Source organism: Methylobacterium sp. JK268 (genome assembly GCF_054052225.1).
Genome location: NZ_JBSVZN010000006.1, coordinates 170,895 through 190,356, shown reverse-complemented (window position 1 = coordinate 190,356; position 19,462 = coordinate 170,895). Strand labels below are relative to the sequence as shown.

Here is a 19,462-nt window from a genome sequence, read left to right as displayed (position 1 = left end):
TAGAGCATTTATCGTTCAGGTAGAAATGGCTTCGCTTGGCTGGACGTGGTCCCGCTCCTATGTGGATGTTACCTGGTGGAGATCAATCCTCAGGTGCACGAGGAGGAACCGTGCCTGCCGCCCTGTCCGTCGATCTTCGTCGTCGCGTCGTTGCTGCTCTGGAGCAGGGCTTGTCCTGCTCGCAAGTCGCCGAGCGGTTCGGCGTCAGCCCAGCCAGTGCCAGCCGGTGGCGCACCCAGTTGAGCTGCGACGGTTCGCTAGCAGCTGCCCCCATGGGCGGGGACCGTCGCTCGGCTGATCTCGAAGAGCACGCCTCGGTTCTGCTCGACCAGGTCGCGCGGACGCCCGACCTGACGCTGGCCGAGTTGAAGGGTCGTCTGTCCCGGCGCGGGGTCAAGACCTCGCTCAGCGCGATCGCGCGCCTGCTCACGCGGCACGGCCTGACATATAAAAAAAGACAGCGCATGCCGCCGAGCAGCAACTCCCAGACGTGAAGGAAGTCCGCGAGGCGTGGTTTGAGGACCAGCTCGACCTGGATCCGGAGCGGCTGGTGTTCGTGGACGAGACCGGGGTCAACACCAAGATGGCGCGTTTGCGCGGGCGAGCGCCCTGCGGCGAACGATGCCGGATGGCGACCCCGCACGGGCATTGGGCGAGCACGACGCTGGTGCTGGGCTTGCGCAGCGATGGGCTGGTCGCCCCGCATCTGCGCCGCGGCGCGATGACCGGTGCCGCATTCCTGGCCTACGTGAAGGAGGAGTTGGCGCCGAGCCTGCGCCCGGGCGACACGGTGATCCTCGACAACCTGTCGGCCCACAAGGTGGAGGGGGTGCGCGAGGCAGTCGCGGAGGTGGGAGCGCGGATCCTGTATGTCCCCGCCTACTCGCCAGACTTCAACCCGATCGAACAGGTGTTTGCCAAGATCAAGGCGCTGCTGCGCAAGGCGGCAGCGCGCAGCGAGGAGGCTCTGTATCGGGCCGTCCAGCGCATCCTGCGCTGCTTCAAGCCACGGGAGTGCGGCCGCATCATCGCTGCGTCGGGCTACGATGCCGACTGAGCCGCAAGCCAAGCTATTTCTAACTGAACGGCAAACGCTCTAACCTCAAATCGATGGTCCGGCGAGACTGTGACGTAGCCGAGATCAAAGAGTCGGTGGATGTCGGTGCGCAGCAGCAGGCCGTTGGAGAGGTGATGCGCGCCGCCCTCAGTGAATGGGCGGATGTGGGCGGCGTCCAGGATCGGCAGCGTCCGCTCGCCCGTGACTGCACAGCGCCGCTCGTAGCCGTCTGTCACGGCCAGACGGAACGCTCCCTGACCAAGACGAGGCAGCACCAGCACAGGAGAACCGTAGCGGGGGAGGTCTACAGCAGGCGCTGCCGCCTCAGACGCCGAACCTGTCGCGAGACGCTCAGTCACAGCGTCCCAGATCGCGCGTCCCTCCGGTTCGTCGGTTCTGTAGCCCTTGCCTTGAACGATGGCCTTGGCGAAGCTCGCTGGGGTCGGTAACCATTGCGCGCGAGGCCAGAAGAACGGCTGCGTCAGGATGCGGCAGCCGATCACCGGATCGCTGCGCGGGTCAAGCGGTCCTGCCTCTCGCCGGTAGCGCGCGATGCGCTGGCGCATCTCGGCGAGACTGGACGCGCCATTGCGGGTCTCGAAGGCTTCCCAGGCCAGTGACAGTGGTGCGAGCGAGCCGTGGGAGAACACGCCACCGCCGACGATCACATCGTCGGGCGCGTGTAGTTTGAACAGCAGCAGTTCACCCGGCTGTAGGGCGCGGAAGTTGTAGCGACCGCTCGGCTGCCAGAAGTTTACCTCATCCGGCGTCTGCCGGGCGAGGGTGTCGAACCAGTCCCGGTCGGTGATCGCGACGAACAGGTGAACCATCCGTCGAGCGTGGTGGAGCGCCCGACGTTTGGCAAGGCCACGATCGTATCGCTGGCCGACAGACTTGATGACGCGCCCGCGTCGACGCAGAACGTCCCGGTCTCTTCATCGCCGATCCAGTCGGCATTCCTGCTCCACGGGCCGCATGAGCGTTTTAGATGGGACCATCGCCGCCTACGATCGCGGAGCGGCGGCGTTCACGGCGCGCTACGAAGCTGTGTGTGCTGGAGCCCTCTGGGGGCGGCTTCAGGACCTGTTACCGAGCGGTGCGGGACGCCTCGCCCTCGATGTCGGAGCGGGCTCCGGCCGTGACGCGGCGTGGCTAGTCGGCCTGGGCTTCGAGGTAGTAGCCGCAGAACCTGCCGCTGGGATGCGTGCGGAGGGCAGGCGGCTGCACCCGGAGCTGCGCTGGGTCGACGATCGATTGCCCGCGTTGACGGCCGTGCATCGGTTGGGTCTGAGCTACGACCTCGTACTGCTCTCGGCCGTGTGGATGCACCTGCCCCCGGGCGAGCGCCCGCGCGCCTTCCGTAACCTGACCACGCTGCTCAAGCCCGGCGGCGTGCTCATCTTGACCCTGCGGGGTGGCCCCGAGGAGCCAGAGCGTGCGATGTATCCGACCTCGGTGGGTGAGATCGAGGCGCTGGCGCGGGATCACGGTCTCGCTGTCCTGCGTGCCCTCGACGAACCCGACCGTCTAGGTAGGGCCGGCGTCGCGTGGACGAGCATGGTTCTGCGCCTGCCCGACGACAGCAGTCTTGGCCTGCCACTGATCCGCGGCATCGTGCTCAACGACGAGAAGTCCTCGACCTACAAGCTCGGGCTCCTGCGTGCGGTGGCCAAGATCGCCGACGCGGCTCCGTCGCTCGCCGTACCGGCCCCGGATGGGGGCGACCAGGTGCTTGTACCGATGGGCTGCGTCGCCCTGCACTGGTTGCGTGCCTACCTGCCCCTCGTCGCGGCCGGCCTGCCTCAGGCGCCGGGCAACTCTGGGCCGGACGGTCTCAGGTTCGCGGGCCCGGGCTTCCGCGCGCTGTTGGCGCTCGGGATCACGGCGGGGGATCTGCGGCTCGGCATGCGCTTCGCCGGTCCCCGGGCCGACGCCCTCGTTGCGGCGCTCGGCGAGGTGCGACGCACGATCCTCGCGATGCCGGCGCGCCATACGACCTACCCGAACGCGGGTGGACCTGTGTTCGAAGGGGTCGGGCGACCAGCACGCGTGACCGGCCCGGTGACGCTCACGCCCGAGACACTGACAGCCTGGGGCCACTTGTCCGTGCCGGGTCCGCTGTGGCGCACGCTGCTGCGGCTTGGCGCCTGGGTCGAGCCGGTGCTGGTCGCCGAGTGGGCGCGGCTTATCCGGGGCTACGCGGTGCGCATGAGCCGCGCGTGCGAACCCGGTGCGGTCGAGACGTGCCTCGTCTGGCAGGAACCCGCACGGGATACAGGGTTGGCCCGCCTCGTAGCCGGGCGGCTCGCCGAGACGGGGACGCCGCTGGTCTGCGTCTGGTCCGGTACGCCGCTGCGACTCGATGCCCTCGACATCGATCACGCCCTTCCGTGGTCGGCGTGGCCGTGCGGCGACCTATGGAACCTGGTCCCGTCCTCGCGCCGGGTGAACCAGCATGAGAAACGCGACCGGTTGCCATCCGTTTCGGCGCTGGCCCAGGCACGCGAGCCGATCCTGGCGTGGTGGCAGACGGCCTGGGACGCTGACCCAGGCCTGGCGCAGCGGTTCTGGGCCGAGGCGCGGGCGGCGTTGCCGATCGGGGCGGATGCTTCGTTCGATGCCGCGTTCGCGGGATTGGAATGGCGACGGTTGCGCGTCAGCCAGGATCAGCAGGCACCAGAATGGGCAGGCGCGCGTGGCCAGGCACTGCGGCCGAACGAAGCGGCGATCGGATGAACTGGGCCCGTCGTCGCGCCAATGGTCGTGCAGCGGATGTGCGGTTGATGAGCGCTTCCGGAGGCATTGACCTGTTGGGCCGAGCTGGAGCTCGTTGGCCGCCTTCGAGGCCGCGTGTCGGCAGAACCGACCCGTCGAGCGGTGCCAAGTTCCAAACACTTGGCGTGGTCGGGATCGGCGGAAAACCGGCGATGGTCCGGGTCGGGTGGTCTCGGTGCCGAGGTCTACCGGGTGGAGAGCTTAACAGCGCCAAGCCGTAGGGGCATGGCCGCAGAGGTGCCGGGGGCCAAGGGGGCACTCATCCGCTCGCCGGAGGTACGCTGGCGTCCACCGGCAAAAGCGCCGTAGGCGGCAGGGGGGCCTACCAGTCTAACTTGTCTGCCTCTACCTGGGGTGATTTTCGTTGTGATGTAGTGGTCGCGACAGGCGCGAAACAGCCGTGGACGCGGTCGCCCTACGCAGCGATGCGAAGCTGGCATGTCGGACGGCTGGACGCTCAGCGCTCGCCGCTGTCCGCGGCCTTCGCTCGTTGTAGCTGCCAGATCGGTACGCGGTTCGGGTCGAGCCGGGTGCGCCGCTCTGTCATGAACCTGTTGAACGAGGACGTTGCCGATAAGACCGCGTCGCCGATTGCTAACCGCAGTCGTCGCTGACCGCTTTCCTCGACGTCGTCTGTCGTGCGCAGCAGACCCCGTACGCAGTAGAGGTCGACCGTGCCGCCCACGATGAGCGCACTGGCGTTCATGGCATGGTCAGGACCCTCGGTGCGGCACCACAGCCAAAGCAGGTGCTCCGCGCTCGCTAGTCGTGCCTCGACGCCGAACCATTGGCGGGGGATCGCCTTAGACAGCAACTGTGCCTCGATTGTACAGGTGCTGGGCCTCAGCGTCAGGACGATGGGGTGCTCGCACTGCCGCGGGTCCAGGTGTGCCGCGAATCGTTCCTGGGTCGCTCGTGTGAGGACCGCGATGCGTTCGTGCTCGTCTGCGTCGAGAGCTACGACGATCTCAATCTCGCGTACGGAGCGGGCCTGCTCATGAAGCGCCAGGGCGATGCGGCCGACCACGGCGTAGCTGAGACCAGCCGCATCAAGGCCCCCGATGATGTCGCGAAAGATAGCCGGCAGCATGCCGGGCGTCGGGTTGCTGAGGTCGTTGCCGTCGAACAGTAGTGCCTCGATATCGGCCGAGCTGGTGGTCATATGAACTGCCCTCCGTCCCGGGTCCGATAGTGCGCGTCTGAGCGCACCGTGTGCCGCTCGCCGGTGAGGCCGAAAAGCCGGAGGATGCTGGTGACCGTCTCCGGCCGGTGCAGGTGCCGGTCGGCGTAGAGGGTGAAAAGCGCCGGCTCGCGCATGTAGACCACCCGCCCGCGCGGGAACGCCTCGTACTCGTGATTCACGATGGCCGGCGGCAGGCCACGGCGGCGCAGCGCCGTGGCTCCGAGCTTGCGCCATGCTTCCCAGACCTCGTGGTGCCCGCGCGGGTGGGTGAGGCAGTCGCCGTAGACTTCCGCCTCGGTCATAGCCGTGCGGTCGGTGACCAGCACGGTGCGTCCGCCGTTCGGCACGCACCAAAAGATGCCGACGCTCGGTGCGGTAGGTCCCGCGTTGTCGGAGTGCTCCAGCCGGCATCTACCTGCTAGTTGCATGTCTTAGCTTCTCCAGCTGCCGGGTCGTTGGGCGCGGGCAGTTTACCGGACGTGCGGGCGGATTTCGTCCGCGCTGCAGGTGTCACGGCAGACGATCTTCAGGACTTCGAGCGTGTCCGGCTTCACGACGTAGTCCACGGTCGCGCCGTCCGCGCGCTCCCAGCGGCCGACGCAGTAGTCGGCGTAGCAAGCGCGAATCTCGGGGTACTTCTTGCAGAAAGGCTGCGTGCAGACTTCGTGCGTGCGGCGTACGAGCGGCTTCGCCTTCGCGCCCAGGAGCTCTGTGCGGCGCTCCTCGTAGTCCGCCGGGTAGGCCTGCCCTTCGTAGAACTCGCCGCCGGCCAACGGGGGCAACACGTACTGGCTCGTCGTCGCGGCCGCGCGCTGCACTTGCGCGCTCGGGTCCGGCAGGTCCGCCTTTACGCAGCGGACGTACTCGACCACCTCGGGCTTGCGGTCGACGAAGCTGTTCGTCACCATCAGCGTGCGGGTCGGCATCAGGCGGAAGGAGTAGTCCGTGCGGAAGTTGTACGGCGGCTCTTGGCCGCGGCCGCAGACCGTGTCGAGGTTGACGCCGTCGGGGTAGTGCCGCTGTTTTTCGATGCGGCAGGAGATGTCGCCAGCGCGATCGTCGTAGAGGTAGAAGCCGTCGTCCTCGGCTGTGAGCGTCAGGCGCTCGCTCGCCCCTTTGTCTAGCACGCCGCAGGCTTGCTTGGTCGGCGCCCAGGAGCCGAGGTAGCGGGTCAGCGCACTGCGGCCGGGCGCGGGCTCGCGGGCGCAGGCGGCGTGGGCGCCGAGGCAGAGGCCGGTGAGAATACCGGCCCGGAGGGCGGTGCGCAGGGCGGATGACGGGAATGGGCTGGACATGACGAAGGGGTCTCGCGGAGGCTCCGGCAGAGCCGAGGATATGTATTCCCGTTGACCCCCCTCGGAATTTACCGCCGGACGCAGATTCCTGCCGCGGCCGGCGGTCGCACCCTACCTGGGTGGGTGCCGTCAGGCCGCGTCGGCGGGGCGGCGGAAGGCAGCCGTCGTGCGCCCGCCGGGCCGGCCGACCGCGTAGACCTGTAGCCTGTGCTGGCCGCGCAGTTCGTCGATCACCGCCTTCAGTGCGCCGTCACGCTGGTCGGCATCGAAGCCGAACACCACGAGACGCGGCTCGGTGTCGACCCGGAGCAGGCGCGCGCCGCGGGCGACCTCGTCCACGAGTGGATCGAGGGTCGGCACGGCGGCGAGGCCGCGGGCGGCACGCACCGCCCGGCGCAGGGCATCGAGGCGGACGAGATCGCGGCACAGAGCCGGGTAGCTCTCTGCCAGCCGCTCCGCCTGCTCAGTCAGTGTCGCGCGGTAGCGCGCGAGCTGTGTGACGATCGCTGGGGTGGTCTTCGAACGAAGGCTCGGGTTCGCAGCGAGCTTGGCCTCGTGGAACACCAGCCACGCCTCGTTGGCTGCGCCCCGCTCCTCCAGGCTCGCGGCGTCGAGCCGATCCTGGCGGGTCTGAGCCGGAGTTGGAGTTGCCGAGGCTTCAGTGTCCGGTGCCAGGAGCATGGCGTCTGCTTCCGCGTCCTCCCGTTCGGTGGGCGCAGCCTCCATGGGTGCGCCGGTGAGCGCGATCTCGACATCGACAACGTTCGGGCTGGCCTTCACCAGCGCGTGCACGCCCGCCTTCTCCAGGCCGGAGAGTGCGGCAGCGGCCCGCTTCATCTCGGACAGCGTGCCGGGCCCCTCGTGGCGCGTCCACACCGCCGTGCCTGGGTCGAGCGCGAAGCTGCCGTCCTGGCCGAGCCGGGTCAGCGCTTGACGCTGGCGCACGAGGTACTTCACGTGCGTCTCAGCCGAGACGCCCGCGCCCGCCGGGGTGATCCGGAACAGCGACGCGCCGCGATAGTAGACGTTGAGCGAGCGGTCGCGCACTGCCAGCAGCAGGTCCGAGTCGGCGAGGACGTCGGCCCACCAGCCGCCATGCGGCGCGGTCGCGAGGGCTTCGAGCGCCGCGAGGAACGGCTCGCCCAGGACTCGATAGGGTGCTGTCTCGCTCATGCCGTCGTGTCCCACCACTGTCCGTCCTCCTTGATGTCGACGCTGGCGCCGAACAGCGCTGGGAAGCGCTGCGGCTCGAAGGTGTGAATCGGCACGAGCCGCCGGGGCGCGATCGCCGCCACCAGACGCTTGAGGTCCGGGATGCTGGCATGGCCCGAGGTATGGGCGTGGGTCAGCGGGATGTCGCGGGCGGCAAGATCGGTGGCGAGGGCCTGTCCGCGGGGCTGTCGGAGGTAGCCGTCCCACTGTGACCAGATCGCCTCGGCGCCCGCGAGGCAGACGGCCCGGTCGAGGTCTGGCAGCAGGGAGTGCCGGAACAGCAGGGCCGCCTGAGGCGCGAGCGCCGCGAGGTGCTCCGCGTAGATGCGCTGGTGGCCGTGTCGCGTGAGCAGATCGAAGCGGCCGGTGCGCTTGATGCGCACGCGCTGGTGGTGCGGGACGAAGACCGCCACGCCCGGCCAGTCGGATTGCGGGATGCTGGGGTGGCCGGTCGCGGCCAGGATCTCAGCGGCGTAGAGGTCGAGGATCAACGTACGGTCGGTGCGCTTGCAGGCACGGTAGAGCGAGACGACGCGGTCGATATTCTGGGCGGAGGCCGCGACGAGGGCCAAGCCCGTCATCTCGCGGAACCGCGCAACGAAGCGGTCCTCGATCTCGTCCTCGGTCGGGAAAAGCCGCTCGGCGTCGAGGCGGCCGAGGCTCGATCCTTCCATGAGGAGGGCGTCAATGTCGCGCGGCGGGCTGCGGACCAGACGTTCGAAGAGGGCGCCCTTGCGCCCGTGCGCGCGCAGGTCGCCGGAATAGAGCAGCCGCTGCCCGCCGGCTTCCACGAGGAGCGCGTAGGCGTCGAAGGCGGAGTGGTCGACGAGGGTCGGGGTAACGGTGAAGGGGCCGAAGGTGAGGGGTTGGCCGTGGCCGAAGGTCACCGGCTTCGGCGGTACCCAGGTATCGGGAACGAACGTGGCGGCGGCCTGGAGGATGCGGAGCGTCGCCGCACCGAGCGCCACCGGCAGGTTGAGTCCGGTGAGGTGGCTTAGCCCGACATGGTCGCGGTGGCCGTGGCTGAGAATGAGCGCGAGGAGGTCACCGCTGCCGTCGAGTCCTTCGACCGGTGGGTGACAGGTCGCGTCGTTTGCCGTGGCGTCGAGTGTCAGGCCGAGGTCGAGGAGAAGCCGGGCGCCGTCGTGGGCGAGTTCGACGCAGGTGCCGCCGATCTCGCGCGTGCCGCGGTGAATGCACACCCGCATCGTGACCCTGCTTGCCCCGTGCGGTCTTCCTCGCCGCATGCCAACCGTAGCCGTTCCCTATGGCTATAGCCAGTGGTTTGATAGCCCGCCCTGACCCTTGATCCTTCTCCATGAAGGGACGAGCTTTGGTCGCGTGGAACCTGCGCCGCGTGCGTGTCGCGCAGGGTTTGAGCCAGGAACGGCTGGCTGCCGATGCGGGCGTTGACCGGGCGTATTTAGGGGGGCTGGAGCGTCAGGTGGAGAACCCGACAGTCGATCTACTCGACAAGGTCGCCGAGGCGCTGGCCGTGCCGCTGAGTGAGTTGTTCGTAGCGCCAGCCGCCGACGAATCACCACCGCTGCCGCTGCGGGGTGGCCGACGGGGACGCAGTTAATGCGGAGGTGTTAGGTGCTGTGAGCGACCAGTGGGCACGCCCGGGCCTTCGACTGTCAGCACGGCATGCACACCCTACACAGCCTACACGGTGTGCATACCCTACACGGCCAAAAGCCAATCCCGACAGGTCCGATCCTGTCCGAACCCACCCGAATCAAAATGTGGGATGCGCTGTGGGATACCCATATAGCCAGATCGAAAAATCAAATCTAATCAGCATCTTAGGGCGATAAATGGCGGAGACGGAGGGATTCGAACCCTCGAAGCCCCTTTCGAGGCTTGCTCATTTAGCAAACGAGTGCCTTCAGCCGCTCGGCCACGTCTCCGGGTCGGATCGCTCTAGGGAATTGCCGGGTTTCGGTCAACCCGGATTCGCGCGATCGGCCGCTCCTGACCGGGCGCCCGGGACCCGGTGGCCGCCCCGTGCGGCCGGTCCGGCTCCACAGGGCGCACGGGGCCGGCGCCGTCAGGCCGGCCTTAACCAAGCCGCCCCTACAGCCGGGTCCACGTCGCAACGGATCGGGAGCGCTGCCGGTGAACGCCTTGGTGCCGAAGGACCTCGCCGCGAGGTTAAGCGAACTGCCGCGTCGGCCCTGCGCGCTGAGCGAGGCCGGCCACCAGCCGCATCGGCCGGTCTTCGCCGAGATCCTCGACCGGACCGGGCACGGCACCGGTCACTTCGTGCGCCTGCCCCAGAGCATCGTCGAGATGATCGCCCGCGAGGCGCGGGCGTCGTCCGGGCCGGTCCCGGATCCCGAGCCCGCGGAGCCCCCGGCCGCCAAGCGCCGGTCCCGCAAGGCGGCCCCGGCCGGGGCGTGAGGACGGGCCGGCGCGCGGGCGCGTCCGCGTGAACCGGCGGCGCGGGACCGGGTTCCCGGCCCGTTCAGGCCGGACGCGCAGGGCAGCCCCCCGCCCGGGACCAGAGCAGCCCTAACCTGGGTCAGGGCATGCGGCGCCCCGGCCCGGCAGGGTGGCGGCGTCGCACCGGCCACCGCATCGTCCCTCCCGGCCGGGCGTCCGGCGGGTCGGAAAAGCCTCTCCTCCCTCGGCGCTTCCAGGCCCGCTGCCGTGACGGCGGGCGATCCCCCCACCGACGTCGGCGCGCGGGGCGTCCGGATCGCGTGCGGGCGCCTCTCAAGCTCCGCCGCGCTGAAATGGGCGATCCGCCCACCGCGCGGCGGGGCGGATCCCATCACGCGAAGGGCTGGCCGGACTGGGCCTGCGCCTCGGCGGCCTTCTGGCGGTAGAGACCCACGAAGTCGATCGGGTCGATGTAGAGGGGCGGGAAGCCGCCGTTGCGCACCGCGTCCGCGATGATCTGCCGGGCGAAGGGAAACAGCAGCCGCGGGCACTCGATCATCACCGCCGGATGGATCTGGTCCTGCGGGATGTTGCGCAGCCGGAAGATCCCCGCATAGGTCAGTTCGAAGGCGAACAGCACGTCGCCGCCGATCTTGGCGTCGCCCTCCAGGTGCAGGTCGACCTCGAAATCGGCCTCCGCGAGCTGCCGGGCGTTGACGTTCACCTGGATGTTGATCTGCGGACCCTGGCCCTGCGGCGGCTGCAGCGAGCGCGGCGCGTTCGGGTTCTCGAAGGAGAGATCCTTGGCGTATTGCGCCAGCGCGTTCAGGGCGGGCGTGAGGTCGTCGGGCTGCGCCGCGGCGCCACCGTTGCCGTTCGGGAACGGGGAATCGGCCATGGTGGGTGTTTCCTTCGGGAATCGTGTTGCCGGTCGGACCCGCATCGGGTCGCGCCGGCGCGCGGGGACCGCGCGCGCCGGGCGGAAAGCCGCTAACATGCCGGACCGGGGCGAACAAGCGTGGGGGTGCGGCGTCGCGCCCGGCCTTATTCCCTTACGACATCAGGGGTTGCGACGGTGCCGGACCCGCCGCGACGCCTGGAAGCCGCGGGGGCGTGTCCCCATATCCGTCGGATGAGCTGCGGAAGGGAGGCGCGGCGCGGCCCCGGCGCGCGGCTTGCCTTCCACGGAGGCCGATGCCAAAGCCGCCGGGCGGGCCCGGGCGGCGCGTGAGCCGCCGCCACGATCGGATCGATGATGCAGGACTCCCTCGACTTGACGACCCTGATCTTCCTCGGGCTTGCGGTCTTCGTGATCTGGAAGCTGCGGTCGGTCCTCGGCCAGAAGACCGGCAACGAGCGCCCGCCCTTCAACTCGCTGCTGCGCCGCCGCGACGAGCCGCCGCCCGCGCCCCGCGAGGGCGGCGACAACGTGGTGCGCCTGCCCGGGGCCGGGCCGGAGCGCGCCGCCCCCGCCCCGGCCACCGCGACGGTGCCGCGCAACTGGAAGGGCGTCGTCGAACCGAACTCGGCGGCGTCCCGCGGGCTCGACCTCCTGCTGCAGCAGGAGCCGGCCTTCGATCCCCGCGCCTTCACGGACGGCGCGAAGATCGCCTACGAGACGATCGTGATGGCCTTCGCCAAGGGCGACCGCAAGACCCTGAAGAGCCTGCTCTCGCGCGAGGTCGCGGAGGGGTTCGAGCGGGCGATCCAGGCGCGCGAGCGCGCCGGCCAGAGCGTCGAGACGACCTTCGTGTCGATCGACCGGGCCGAGATCGTCGGCGTCGACCTGCGCAACCGGGTCGCCCAGATCACCGTGCGCTACCTCTCGAAGTTGATCACGGCGACCCGCAACGCGCAGGGCGCGGTGGTGGACGGCAACCCGGAGGCGGTCGTGGACGTGACCGACGTGTGGACCTTCGCCCGCACGCTGGGCAGCCGCGATCCGAACTGGCAGCTCGTCGCAACCGAAGCCGGGCAGTGACGGCCGCGCGCGACCTGCGGGCATGCCGCCGGGATCCCGCCTCCTCCGCGCCCTGGCGCTGATCGCCGCGGCCGCCCGGCCGGCCTCGGCCGAGCCGCTGCGCGTCGGGGAGGCCGTGCTGGAGCCGGTGGCGCTCGCCGACCGGCCGGGCTTCGCGGCGGACGATCTCGGGGCCGCGCTCGCCGCCTTCCGGGCCTCCTGCGCGAAGGCGGCGACCCTGGCGGTGGACGGGCATCTCCCCGAGGGCGGGCCGGTCCGCGAGGTCAGGCCCGATCTGGCCCGGGACCTCGCCGCCGCCTGCGCGGCCGCCCCGGCCGATCCGGGCGAGGCCCGCACCTTCTTCCAGGCGCACTTCTCCGCCTACCGGGTGACCCGGCCGGGCCGGGACGACCCGGCCGAGCGGCGGGCGGGCTTCCTCACCGGCTACTTCGAACCCGAGGTCGCGGGCTCGCCGGTGCCGACGCCCGATTTCCCCGTGCCGGCCCTGGCGCGGCCCGACGACCTCGTCTCCTTCGCGCCGGGCGAGACCCGGCCGGGGCTGGACCCGGCCCTGCGGGCCGCCCGCCTCCTGCCGGACGGGTTCGCCCCCTATCCGGACCGCGCGGCGATCGACGACGGGGCGCTGGGCGGGCGGGCGCGGCCGCTCCTCTACCTGCGGGACGCGGTCGACCTGCTGCTGCTCCAGGTCCAGGGCTCCGGCCGCGTGCGATTGCCCGAAGGGCGGATCGTGCGCCTCGCCTATGATGGCCGCAACGGGCAGCCCTACACGGCGGTGGCGAAGCTCCTCGTCGCCGAGGGCCACCTGCCGCTGGAGGGGCTCACCCTCGCGCGCTGGACGGGCTTCCTGCGCGCCCATCCGGAGATCGCGCGCCGCCTGATCCGCCGCAACGCCGCCTACGTGTTCTTCCGCCTGGAGGAGGTGGCCCCGGGCGCCCCCGGGCCGCTCGGGGGCGGCGGCGTGCCGCTCACCCCCGGCCGCAGCCTCGCGGTCGACGCCGCGCTCTGGCGCTACGGCCTGCCCTTCTGGCTGGAGGGGAGCCTGCCCGGGCCCGACGGCGCGCCCGCACCCCTCGCCCGGCTGGTGATCGCGCAGGATACCGGCTCGGCGATCCTCGGCCCGGCCCGGGGCGACCTCTATCTCGGCACCGGCGAGGCGGCGGGCCGGGTGGCGGGCCTGCTGCGGGATCCCGCCCGCTTCGTCGTGCTCCTGCCCAACCCCGCGGGGCCGGACCGGTGAGCGGGCCGCGTCGCCCGCGGGAGCGCCGGCTCACCCCGGACGAGCGGCGCCTCTGGGCCGAGATCGCCCGGCAGGTGACGCCCCTCGGGGGCCGGGCGCTCCCGCCCGAACCGCCGCCGGCCCCCTCCCCTCCCGAGGTGCCGGCGACCCGGGAGCCGGCCGCGCTCCCGCCCGCCCCGCCGCGCGCCGTCCGGCCGGTCCTGCCGCCGCTCGCGCCGATCGAGCGCCGCGTGCGCACCGCCCTGCGGCGGGGCGCGCGCAGCGTCGACGGGGTGATCGACCTCCACGGCCTGCGGCAGGCCGAGGCGCATGCCGCCCTCGTCGCCTTCCTTCACCGCTCGCGGGGGGCGGGCCACGTGCTGGTCCTGGTGGTCACCGGCAAGGGCGCGCCCGGCGACGACCCCTACGCCGAGCGGGGCGTCCTGCGCCGCAGCGTGCCGCACTGGCTGCGCCTGCCCGACCTGCGCCCCCTCGTCCTCGGCTTCGAGGAGGCGGCCCTGCATCACGGCGGCAGCGGCGCCCTCTACGTCCGCCTGAGGCGGCGGGGCGCCCCGTGACGAGCCACCGTATTCGCCGGGCGGGCCACCAATGTTAATGCGGATCCGCGCCGGAATGTGTGGGATGATCCCGCCGCCTGGGGGTATCGCCCCTTTTCCCGCGACGGGGCCTTGAGTCCAGCCCTCGGAACCGCTACATAAAGGCTCTCCCTCCTAAAAGTCAGGTCACGTCGCTCGCGAGCCAAAAGGCTCATTCCTCGCGACCTTCCGGGACAAGAGGCGACGATCCACGGCCGGTTCTCCGGTCCAGGCCCACGCCCCTCGCCGGCCGCCCGGCCGAGACGATCCCGAGATGACGCCTCCCGCGCTTCTCTCACACCCCGATAGCCGATGATCGAAGATACCATCGCACCCGAGACCTTCACGCCCCCGATGCGGGAGGTGAAGCTCCAGGACCTCAAGTCGAAGACACCCACCGAACTGATCGCTTTCGCGGAAGAAGTCGAGGTCGAGAACGCCTCGACGATGCGCAAGCAGGAACTGATGTTCGCGATCCTGAAGCAGCTTGCTGCCAAGGAGGTCGAGATCATCGGGGCCGGCACCGTCGAGGTGCTGCAGGACGGGTTCGGCTTCCTGCGCTCGTCCGATTCCAACTACCTGCCGGGACCGGACGACATCTACGTCTCGCCGACGCAGATCCGCCGCTTCGGCCTGCGCACCGGCGACACCGTCGAGGGGCCGATCCGGGGCCCGAAGGACGGGGAGCGCTACTTCGCGCTGCTGAAGGTGAACACCATCAACTTCGAGAACCCGGACAAGATCAAGCACAAGGTCCATTTCGACAACCTGACGCCGCTGTTCCCGACGCAGCGCTTCAAGCTCGAACTGAGCGAGCCCACCCGCAAGGACTTCTCGCCGCGGGTGATCGACATCGTGTCGCCGATCGGCAAGGGCCAGCGCGCCCTGATCGTGGCGCCGCCGCGCACCGGCAAGACGGTGCTGATGCAGAACATCGCCCAGTCGATCACCCTCAACCACCCGGAATGCTACCTGATCGTGCTGCTCATCGACGAGCGGCCCGAGGAGGTGACCGACATGCAGCGCTCGGTGAAGGGGGAGGTGATCGCCTCCACCTTCGACGAGCCGGCGACCCGCCACGTGCAGGTGGCCGAGATGGTGATCGAGAAGGCCAAGCGCCTCGTCGAGCACGGTCGCGACGTGGTCATCCTGCTCGACTCGATCACCCGGCTGGGCCGCGCCTACAACACGGTGGTGCCCTCCTCCGGCAAGGTGCTGACCGGCGGCGTCGACGCCAACGCCCTGCAGCGGCCCAAGCGCTTCTTCGGCGCGGCCCGCAACATCGAGGAGGGCGGCTCGCTCTCCATCATCGCGACCGCGCTGATCGACACCGGCTCGCGCATGGACGAGGTGATCTTCGAGGAGTTCAAGGGCACCGGCAACTCCGAGATCATCCTGGACCGCAAGGTGGCCGACAAGCGCACCTTCCCGGCCATCGACATCACCCGCTCCGGCACCCGCAAGGAGGAGCTGCTGGTGCCGCCGGACACCCTCAAGAAGACCTACGTGCTGCGCCGCATCCTCAACCCGATGGGCGTCACCGACGCGATCGAGTTCCTGCTCGACAAGCTGCGGCAGACCAAGAGCAACCAGGACTTCTTCGACTCGATGAACACCTGAGCCGAGGGGCGGCGTCCGGACCGGGCGCCGCCTTTCCGCTGTCGCGGAATCGTGTCCTATCGGGTGCCGGCTGCGCGGTCCTGAACCGCCGCAACGGCCCGCCTCATCAGCAACTTCTTCACGCCTCCCGGATTACATCGCTCGCGAGGGCGGTGAGCGGATGAGCCGGATCGAGGTCGAGGGAGGAGTGCACCTGTGCTTTCCGGGGCGCGGGGCCGAGTTCGGCGAGGGCCTGACGATCGGCCTCGTCGTCGCGCGGCTCGCCGCGGGGGCGGAGGCCTTCACGCAGCGCGTCGCCCCCGAGACCCTGGTCCAGGTGCGGGACGTGGCCGCGCAGTTCGGCTACGGCGCCCGCGTGGTCGGCGAGAGCGCCGAGGGCTGCGAGGTGGCCTTCGCGCGGCCCCCACGGCGGCCGGCGCTGCGGCTCGTCGGCGAGGCGTGAGCCGATCGCGGGTGGGACGCCTCAGCGGAAACGGGCTCGCGGGGAGTGTGAGCTGGCGCGAGGGTTCGTGTCACCGCTTTTGCGGATCTCCTTCCGCTGATACTGCTCTCGTCCGGAAAAGGCAGGCGGGGGTCAAGCCGGCTCCGAAGCATTGTCCCGACCCCTCATGACCTCTCGATCTCCGGCACGTAGAGGCGGTCGAGCAGCACCTTGCCGACCGCCATGAGCGGCAGGGCGAGGGCGATGCCCCACAGCCCGAGCAGCACGCCGAGCAGGATCTGCCCCGCGAAGATCGTGGCGGGCGGGATGTCGAGGGCGCGCTTCTGGATGAAGGGTGTCAGCACGTAGCTCTCCAGCCCCTGCACCACGAGGTAGACGCCGAGCCCCTCCAGCGCGCCCTGCGGCCCCTGCGCGAGGCCGGCGAGCACGATCACGAGGCCGGCGATCAGCGCCCCGATGGTGGGGATGAAGCAGAGCAGGCCCGCCTGCAGGCCGAGGATCAGCGCCCCGTCGAGGCCGAGCAGCGTCAGGCCGAGCCACACGCAGACGAAGATGGCCCCCATGATCGCGATCTGCCCGAACAGCCAGTGCCGCAGGGTCTCCCCCGTGGCGTCGGCGATCTCGGCGGCGCGGTCCCGGTGGCGGCGGGGGACGAAGTGCAGGAGCCCGTCCCGGTACGTCGCCGGCTGCGCGGCCAGGAACAGGCCGAGCGCCACCACGACGAAGAGGTTGCCGACCGCCCCGAACACCCGCACGGCAATCTGCGATGCCTGTCCGAGCATGCGGCCGGCATCCGACAGGAGCGCGCTCGGGTTCGGCAGCCCGCTCCGGGAGCCGCCCTCCCGCGGCGCCTCCCCGCCCTCCTTGCTCCCCGCCGCCCCGAGGTCGAGGCCGCTCGTGTCGATGCCGTGGGCCTTGAGCCAGTCCCGCACGGTGCCGGTCTGGTCGCGCAGGGTCCGGCCGAGGGTGTCGGTCTGCTTCGCCAGGGTGGCGCCGCCGAAGCCCACGAGGCCGAGAACGAGGCCGGTCAGGACCACGCTCACCACGGCGAGGCGCAGGCCATGGCCCAGGGGCAGCACCCGGCCGAGGACGCGGGCGAGCCCGTCCAGGAACACCCCGAAGAGGATCGCGGCGAAGATCAGGAGCAGCGTGTCCGCCGCCTGCCAGGCCAGCGCCAATCCGGCGGTGAACAGCACGACGCCGATCCCCGCGAGCAGCCGCGGCCGCACTCCGTCCTGAGTCATCGCGATGCTCCCCGCGGCCGGCCGCGCCCCCGCGCGCGCGTCACCAGCGCGCCGCCGCCGCCGCGTCGCGGTCGGTGGCCTCGACCCAACCGCCGACCGTCCCGCCGGCGAGGTGCTCGCGCTTCCAGAACGGCGCCCGCGTCTTGAGGTAATCCATGAGGAAGCTCGCGGCCTCGAAGGCGGCGGAGCGGTGGGCGGACGCGGTCAGCACCAGCACGATTCCTTCCCCGGGCCGGATCAGGCCGTAGCGGTGGATCACCGTGGCAGCGTCGAGGGGCCAGCGGCCGGCCGCCTCGTCGAGGACGCGGCCCATCTCGGCCTCGGCCATGCCCGGGTAATGCTCCAGTTCGAGGGCGGCGAGCCGCCCGCCCTCGTCCCGGCACAGGCCCGTGAAGGTGACGACCGCGCCGGCGCGGCCGCCCGCCGCCGCCGACAGGGCCGCGATCTCGGCCGCGACGTCGAAGGGCTCGGACTGGATGCTGAGGCGTGGCGACATGCTCCTTCCCTACCACAGGCGATCCGGGCTGGCGCAACCGGGCGCCTCGGGTAAGACACCGCGAATCCCGCCCGCTTGCCCGAGACCGCCGTGACGCCCGACCTCCTCATCCCGTATGCCGGCACCGCGCCGGCCTTCGCCGCCCCGCCGCTGCGATGCGGCCCCCGCAGCACGGTGATCGGCCGCACGAGCCTCGGCGGCGGGGCGATCCTCGGCGCGGCGAGCGTGATCCGCGGCGACGGTCACGACGTCATCGCCGGGGACGACCTCTGGCTCGGCCCCCGGGCCACGCTCCACATCGCCCAGGACAAGTATCCGTGCATCCTCGGCGACCGGGTCACGGTGGGGCGCGACGCCGTCGTGCACGCCTGCACGGTGGGCGACGACGCGGTCGTCGAGGCGGAGTGCGTCATTCTCGACGGATCGCTCGTCGAGGACGGCGTGGTGCTCGAGGCCGGGAGCACGGTCTATCCGCGCTCGACGCTGCCCGCGGGCTTCCTCTGCGCGGGCTCCCCGGCCGTCCCGGTCCGGCCGCTGGCGCCGGGCGAGGCGGCCGCCCGCGCGGCGCGGATCCGAACGGCGCCGCCCGCCCCGGAGGCGGCGGCCGCCCCGGGCGACCCGGACCCGGCGGTGTTCGTCGCCCGCACCGCCCGGCTCGTCGGGCCGGTCGCGCTCGCGCCCGGCGCCAGCGTGTTCTTCGGCTGCGACCTCGTCGCGGAGGGCGGGCCGATCACGATCGGGCCGAACGCCAACGTGCAGGACAACGCTGTCCTGACGACGCGCGGGAGCGGGCTGGAGATCGGGGCCGAGACCACGCTCGCGCACAACGTCGTGGCGGCGGATGGCCGCATCGGCCCGCGCAGCCTCGTGGGGATCGGGGCGCGGCTCGCCCCGGGCACCGAGGTCGGCGAGGACGTGCTGGTGGCGGCGGGCGCCGTCACCGAGCCCGGCCAGGTGCTGGACCCGGGCTGGCTCTGGGGCGGCCGTCCGGCGCGGCGCCTCGCGCCCCTGGACGCGGAGCGCCGCGCGATGATGCAGGCCATCGTCCGGCAATATGCGGGCTATGGGCGCGTCTACCGCAAGGCGCAGGCCGCGCTGCCGGGCTGAGCCGTCCTCACGAGCGCCCGGCCGGGGAGGCCAGCACCGTGAAGCCCTGCTGCGTGAAGGCGTCCCTCGCCTCGGGCCCGCTCAGGAAGGCGAGGAGGGAGGCGGCGTCCGGGTGGCGCGAGGCGGCGACCTGGGCGAGCGGGTAGACGATCGGCGGGTGCGACTCGGGCGGGAAGGTCGCCACTACGCGCACGCCCGGTTCCGCCACCGCGTCGGTGGCGTAGACGATGCCGAGGGGCGCCTCGCCCCGCGAGACCAGGAGCAGGGCGGCGCGCACGCTCTCGGCCTGGGCGACGCGGTCCTTCACGCCCTCCCAGGCCCCGAGGTGCTGGAGCGCCGCCTGGCCGTACTTCCCGGCCGGCACCGCCGCGAGCATGCCCATGGCGAGGCGCCCGTCGCCGAGGGCGGGACGCAGGTCGAGCCCGGGCCCCAACGTCACCGCCACGTCGGACCTCTTCGGGGCGACGAGCACGAGGCGGTTGCCGAGGAGGTCGATCCGGGTCTCGGGCCGGATCAGGTTGCGCCCCGCGAGGTAGTCCATCCAGTCGCGGTCGGCCGAGACGAACAGGTCGGCGGGCGCCCCCGCCTCGACCTGCTTGGCGAGGGTGTTCGAGGCCGCGTAGGAGGCGCGCGCCGCGAGCCCGGTGCGCCGCGACCAGCCCGCGATCGCCGCGTCGAGGGCGTTCTTCAGGCTCGCCGCGGCGAAGACCAGAACGGGACCGTCCGCGGCCCATGCCGGCGACGCGAGGCCGGCCGCTGCGAGCCCCACGACAACGTCGCGCCGCGTCCACCGCATGATCCGGTCCTCCACCGCTTGCCCTAAGGTTAGGGCCGGCTGGGGCCGAGGCCAACG

At 71.1% G+C, this 19,462-nt stretch carries 20 protein-coding genes and 1 tRNA gene; 10 read left to right on the top strand and 11 right to left on the bottom strand.

Features of this window, described 5'->3' with window-relative positions; all coding sequences use genetic code 11:
- Nucleotides 1–110: 110 nt before the first annotated feature.
- A protein-coding gene (locus ACW9J6_RS08665; protein WP_457116050.1) for an IS630 family transposase occupies nt 111–1,057 on the top strand; the annotation gives its coding sequence in 2 pieces (ribosomal slippage) (nt 111–450 and nt 450–1,057; 948 coding nt in all).
- Here the strand turns inward: ACW9J6_RS08665 and ACW9J6_RS08660 are convergent.
- Entirely contained in the window at nt 1,042–1,887 is an 846-nt protein-coding gene (locus tag ACW9J6_RS08660; protein WP_457116049.1) for an HNH endonuclease, read from the bottom strand. The two genes, ACW9J6_RS08665 and ACW9J6_RS08660, sit on opposite strands and share 16 nt — an antisense overlap.
- A 67-nt stretch (nt 1,888–1,954) precedes the next feature.
- Between ACW9J6_RS08660 and ACW9J6_RS08655 the strand changes: the two genes are divergently transcribed.
- The gene (locus ACW9J6_RS08655) at nt 1,955–3,793 is read left to right on the top strand and encodes a methyltransferase domain-containing protein (protein ID WP_457116048.1); all 1,839 of its coding nucleotides are present in this window, start codon (nt 1,955–1,957) and stop codon (nt 3,791–3,793) included.
- Nucleotides 3,794–4,289: 496 nt separating this feature from the next.
- On the opposite strand, the gene ACW9J6_RS08650 is transcribed toward ACW9J6_RS08655, so the two are convergent.
- The 5 genes from ACW9J6_RS08650 to ACW9J6_RS08630 form a co-directional block, all read right to left on the bottom strand.
- Nucleotides 4,290–4,994 carry a hypothetical protein gene (locus ACW9J6_RS08650; protein WP_457116047.1) on the bottom strand — a complete coding sequence of 235 codons (705 nt, stop codon included), beginning with the start codon at nt 4,992–4,994 and terminating at the stop codon, nt 4,290–4,292.
- Nucleotides 4,991–5,341 (bottom strand): hypothetical protein, encoded by a 351-nt coding sequence (locus ACW9J6_RS08645; protein WP_457116046.1) that lies wholly within the window; start codon nt 5,339–5,341, stop codon nt 4,991–4,993. Before ACW9J6_RS08645 ends, ACW9J6_RS08650 begins: the two co-directional genes overlap by 4 nt.
- Nucleotides 5,342–5,485: 144 nt before the next feature.
- A complete protein-coding gene (locus ACW9J6_RS08640; protein WP_457116045.1) occupies nt 5,486–6,310 on the bottom strand; it encodes a hypothetical protein in 825 nt (274 codons plus the stop codon).
- 129 nt (nt 6,311–6,439) lie between these two features.
- Complete coding sequence (locus tag ACW9J6_RS08635) at nt 6,440–7,483, bottom strand: hypothetical protein (protein ID WP_457116044.1); 1,044 nt, start codon at nt 7,481–7,483, stop codon at nt 6,440–6,442.
- The gene (locus ACW9J6_RS08630; RefSeq protein WP_457116043.1) at nt 7,480–8,730 is read right to left on the bottom strand and encodes an MBL fold metallo-hydrolase; all 1,251 of its coding nucleotides are present in this window, start codon (nt 8,728–8,730) and stop codon (nt 7,480–7,482) included. Before ACW9J6_RS08630 ends, ACW9J6_RS08635 begins: the two co-directional genes overlap by 4 nt.
- A 110-nt stretch (nt 8,731–8,840) precedes the next feature.
- On the opposite strand from ACW9J6_RS08630, the gene ACW9J6_RS08625 reads away from it, so the two are divergent.
- On the top strand, nt 8,841–9,104 hold the full coding sequence (locus ACW9J6_RS08625; protein WP_457116042.1) for a helix-turn-helix domain-containing protein: 264 nt from the start codon (nt 8,841–8,843) through the stop codon (nt 9,102–9,104).
- Between the two features lie 236 nt (nt 9,105–9,340).
- Here ACW9J6_RS08625 and ACW9J6_RS08620 read toward each other — a convergent pair.
- Nucleotides 9,341–9,432 (bottom strand) — tRNA-Ser (locus ACW9J6_RS08620).
- Nucleotides 9,433–9,640: 208 nt separating this feature from the next.
- Here ACW9J6_RS08620 and ACW9J6_RS08615 point away from each other — a divergent pair.
- Nucleotides 9,641–9,925, top strand: coding sequence for a hypothetical protein (locus ACW9J6_RS08615; RefSeq protein ID WP_457116041.1), 285 nt, complete (start codon nt 9,641–9,643; stop codon nt 9,923–9,925).
- A 373-nt stretch (nt 9,926–10,298) separates the two neighbouring features.
- On the opposite strand, the gene secB is transcribed toward ACW9J6_RS08615, so the two are convergent.
- Complete coding sequence (secB, locus tag ACW9J6_RS08610) at nt 10,299–10,805, bottom strand: protein-export chaperone SecB (RefSeq protein ID WP_457116040.1); 507 nt, start codon at nt 10,803–10,805, stop codon at nt 10,299–10,301.
- 357 nt (nt 10,806–11,162) lie between these two features.
- Here secB and ACW9J6_RS08605 point away from each other — a divergent pair, with 357 nt between their 5' ends.
- The 5 genes from ACW9J6_RS08605 (at nt 11,163) to ACW9J6_RS08585 (ending at nt 15,762) form a co-directional block, all read left to right on the top strand.
- Entirely contained in the window at nt 11,163–11,888 is a 726-nt protein-coding gene (locus ACW9J6_RS08605) for a Tim44/TimA family putative adaptor protein (RefSeq protein ID WP_457116059.1), read from the top strand.
- Nucleotides 11,889–11,910: 22 nt separating this feature from the next.
- Complete coding sequence (gene mltA, locus ACW9J6_RS08600; RefSeq protein WP_457116039.1) at nt 11,911–13,125, top strand: murein transglycosylase A; 1,215 nt, start codon at nt 11,911–11,913, stop codon at nt 13,123–13,125.
- Complete coding sequence (locus ACW9J6_RS08595) at nt 13,122–13,682, top strand: Smr/MutS family protein (RefSeq protein ID WP_457116038.1); 561 nt, start codon at nt 13,122–13,124, stop codon at nt 13,680–13,682. The genes mltA and ACW9J6_RS08595 overlap by 4 nt, the downstream gene beginning before the upstream one ends.
- 330 nt (nt 13,683–14,012) lie before the next feature.
- Nucleotides 14,013–15,320, top strand: a complete 1,308-nt coding sequence (gene rho / locus ACW9J6_RS08590; protein ID WP_457116037.1) for a transcription termination factor Rho — start codon at nt 14,013–14,015, stop codon at nt 15,318–15,320.
- Between the two features lie 160 nt (nt 15,321–15,480).
- On the top strand, nt 15,481–15,762 hold the full coding sequence (locus ACW9J6_RS08585) for a hypothetical protein (RefSeq protein WP_457116036.1): 282 nt from the start codon (nt 15,481–15,483) through the stop codon (nt 15,760–15,762).
- Between the two features lie 164 nt (nt 15,763–15,926).
- On the opposite strand, the gene ACW9J6_RS08580 is transcribed toward ACW9J6_RS08585, so the two are convergent.
- A complete protein-coding gene (locus ACW9J6_RS08580; RefSeq protein WP_457116035.1) occupies nt 15,927–17,006 on the bottom strand; it encodes an AI-2E family transporter in 1,080 nt (359 codons plus the stop codon).
- A gap of 40 nt (nt 17,007–17,046) precedes the next feature.
- Nucleotides 17,047–17,502, bottom strand: coding sequence for a molybdenum cofactor biosynthesis protein MoaE (locus ACW9J6_RS08575; RefSeq protein WP_457116034.1), 456 nt, complete (start codon nt 17,500–17,502; stop codon nt 17,047–17,049).
- Between the two features lie 90 nt (nt 17,503–17,592).
- Here ACW9J6_RS08575 and ACW9J6_RS08570 point away from each other — a divergent pair, with 90 nt between their 5' ends.
- Nucleotides 17,593–18,609 carry a gamma carbonic anhydrase family protein gene (locus tag ACW9J6_RS08570; protein WP_457116058.1) on the top strand — a complete coding sequence of 339 codons (1,017 nt, stop codon included), beginning with the start codon at nt 17,593–17,595 and terminating at the stop codon, nt 18,607–18,609.
- Between the two features lie 7 nt (nt 18,610–18,616).
- On the opposite strand, the gene modA is transcribed toward ACW9J6_RS08570, so the two are convergent.
- The gene (gene modA / locus ACW9J6_RS08565) at nt 18,617–19,405 is read right to left on the bottom strand and encodes a molybdate ABC transporter substrate-binding protein (protein ID WP_457116033.1); all 789 of its coding nucleotides are present in this window, start codon (nt 19,403–19,405) and stop codon (nt 18,617–18,619) included.
- Between the last annotated feature and the right edge of the window lie 57 nt (nt 19,406–19,462).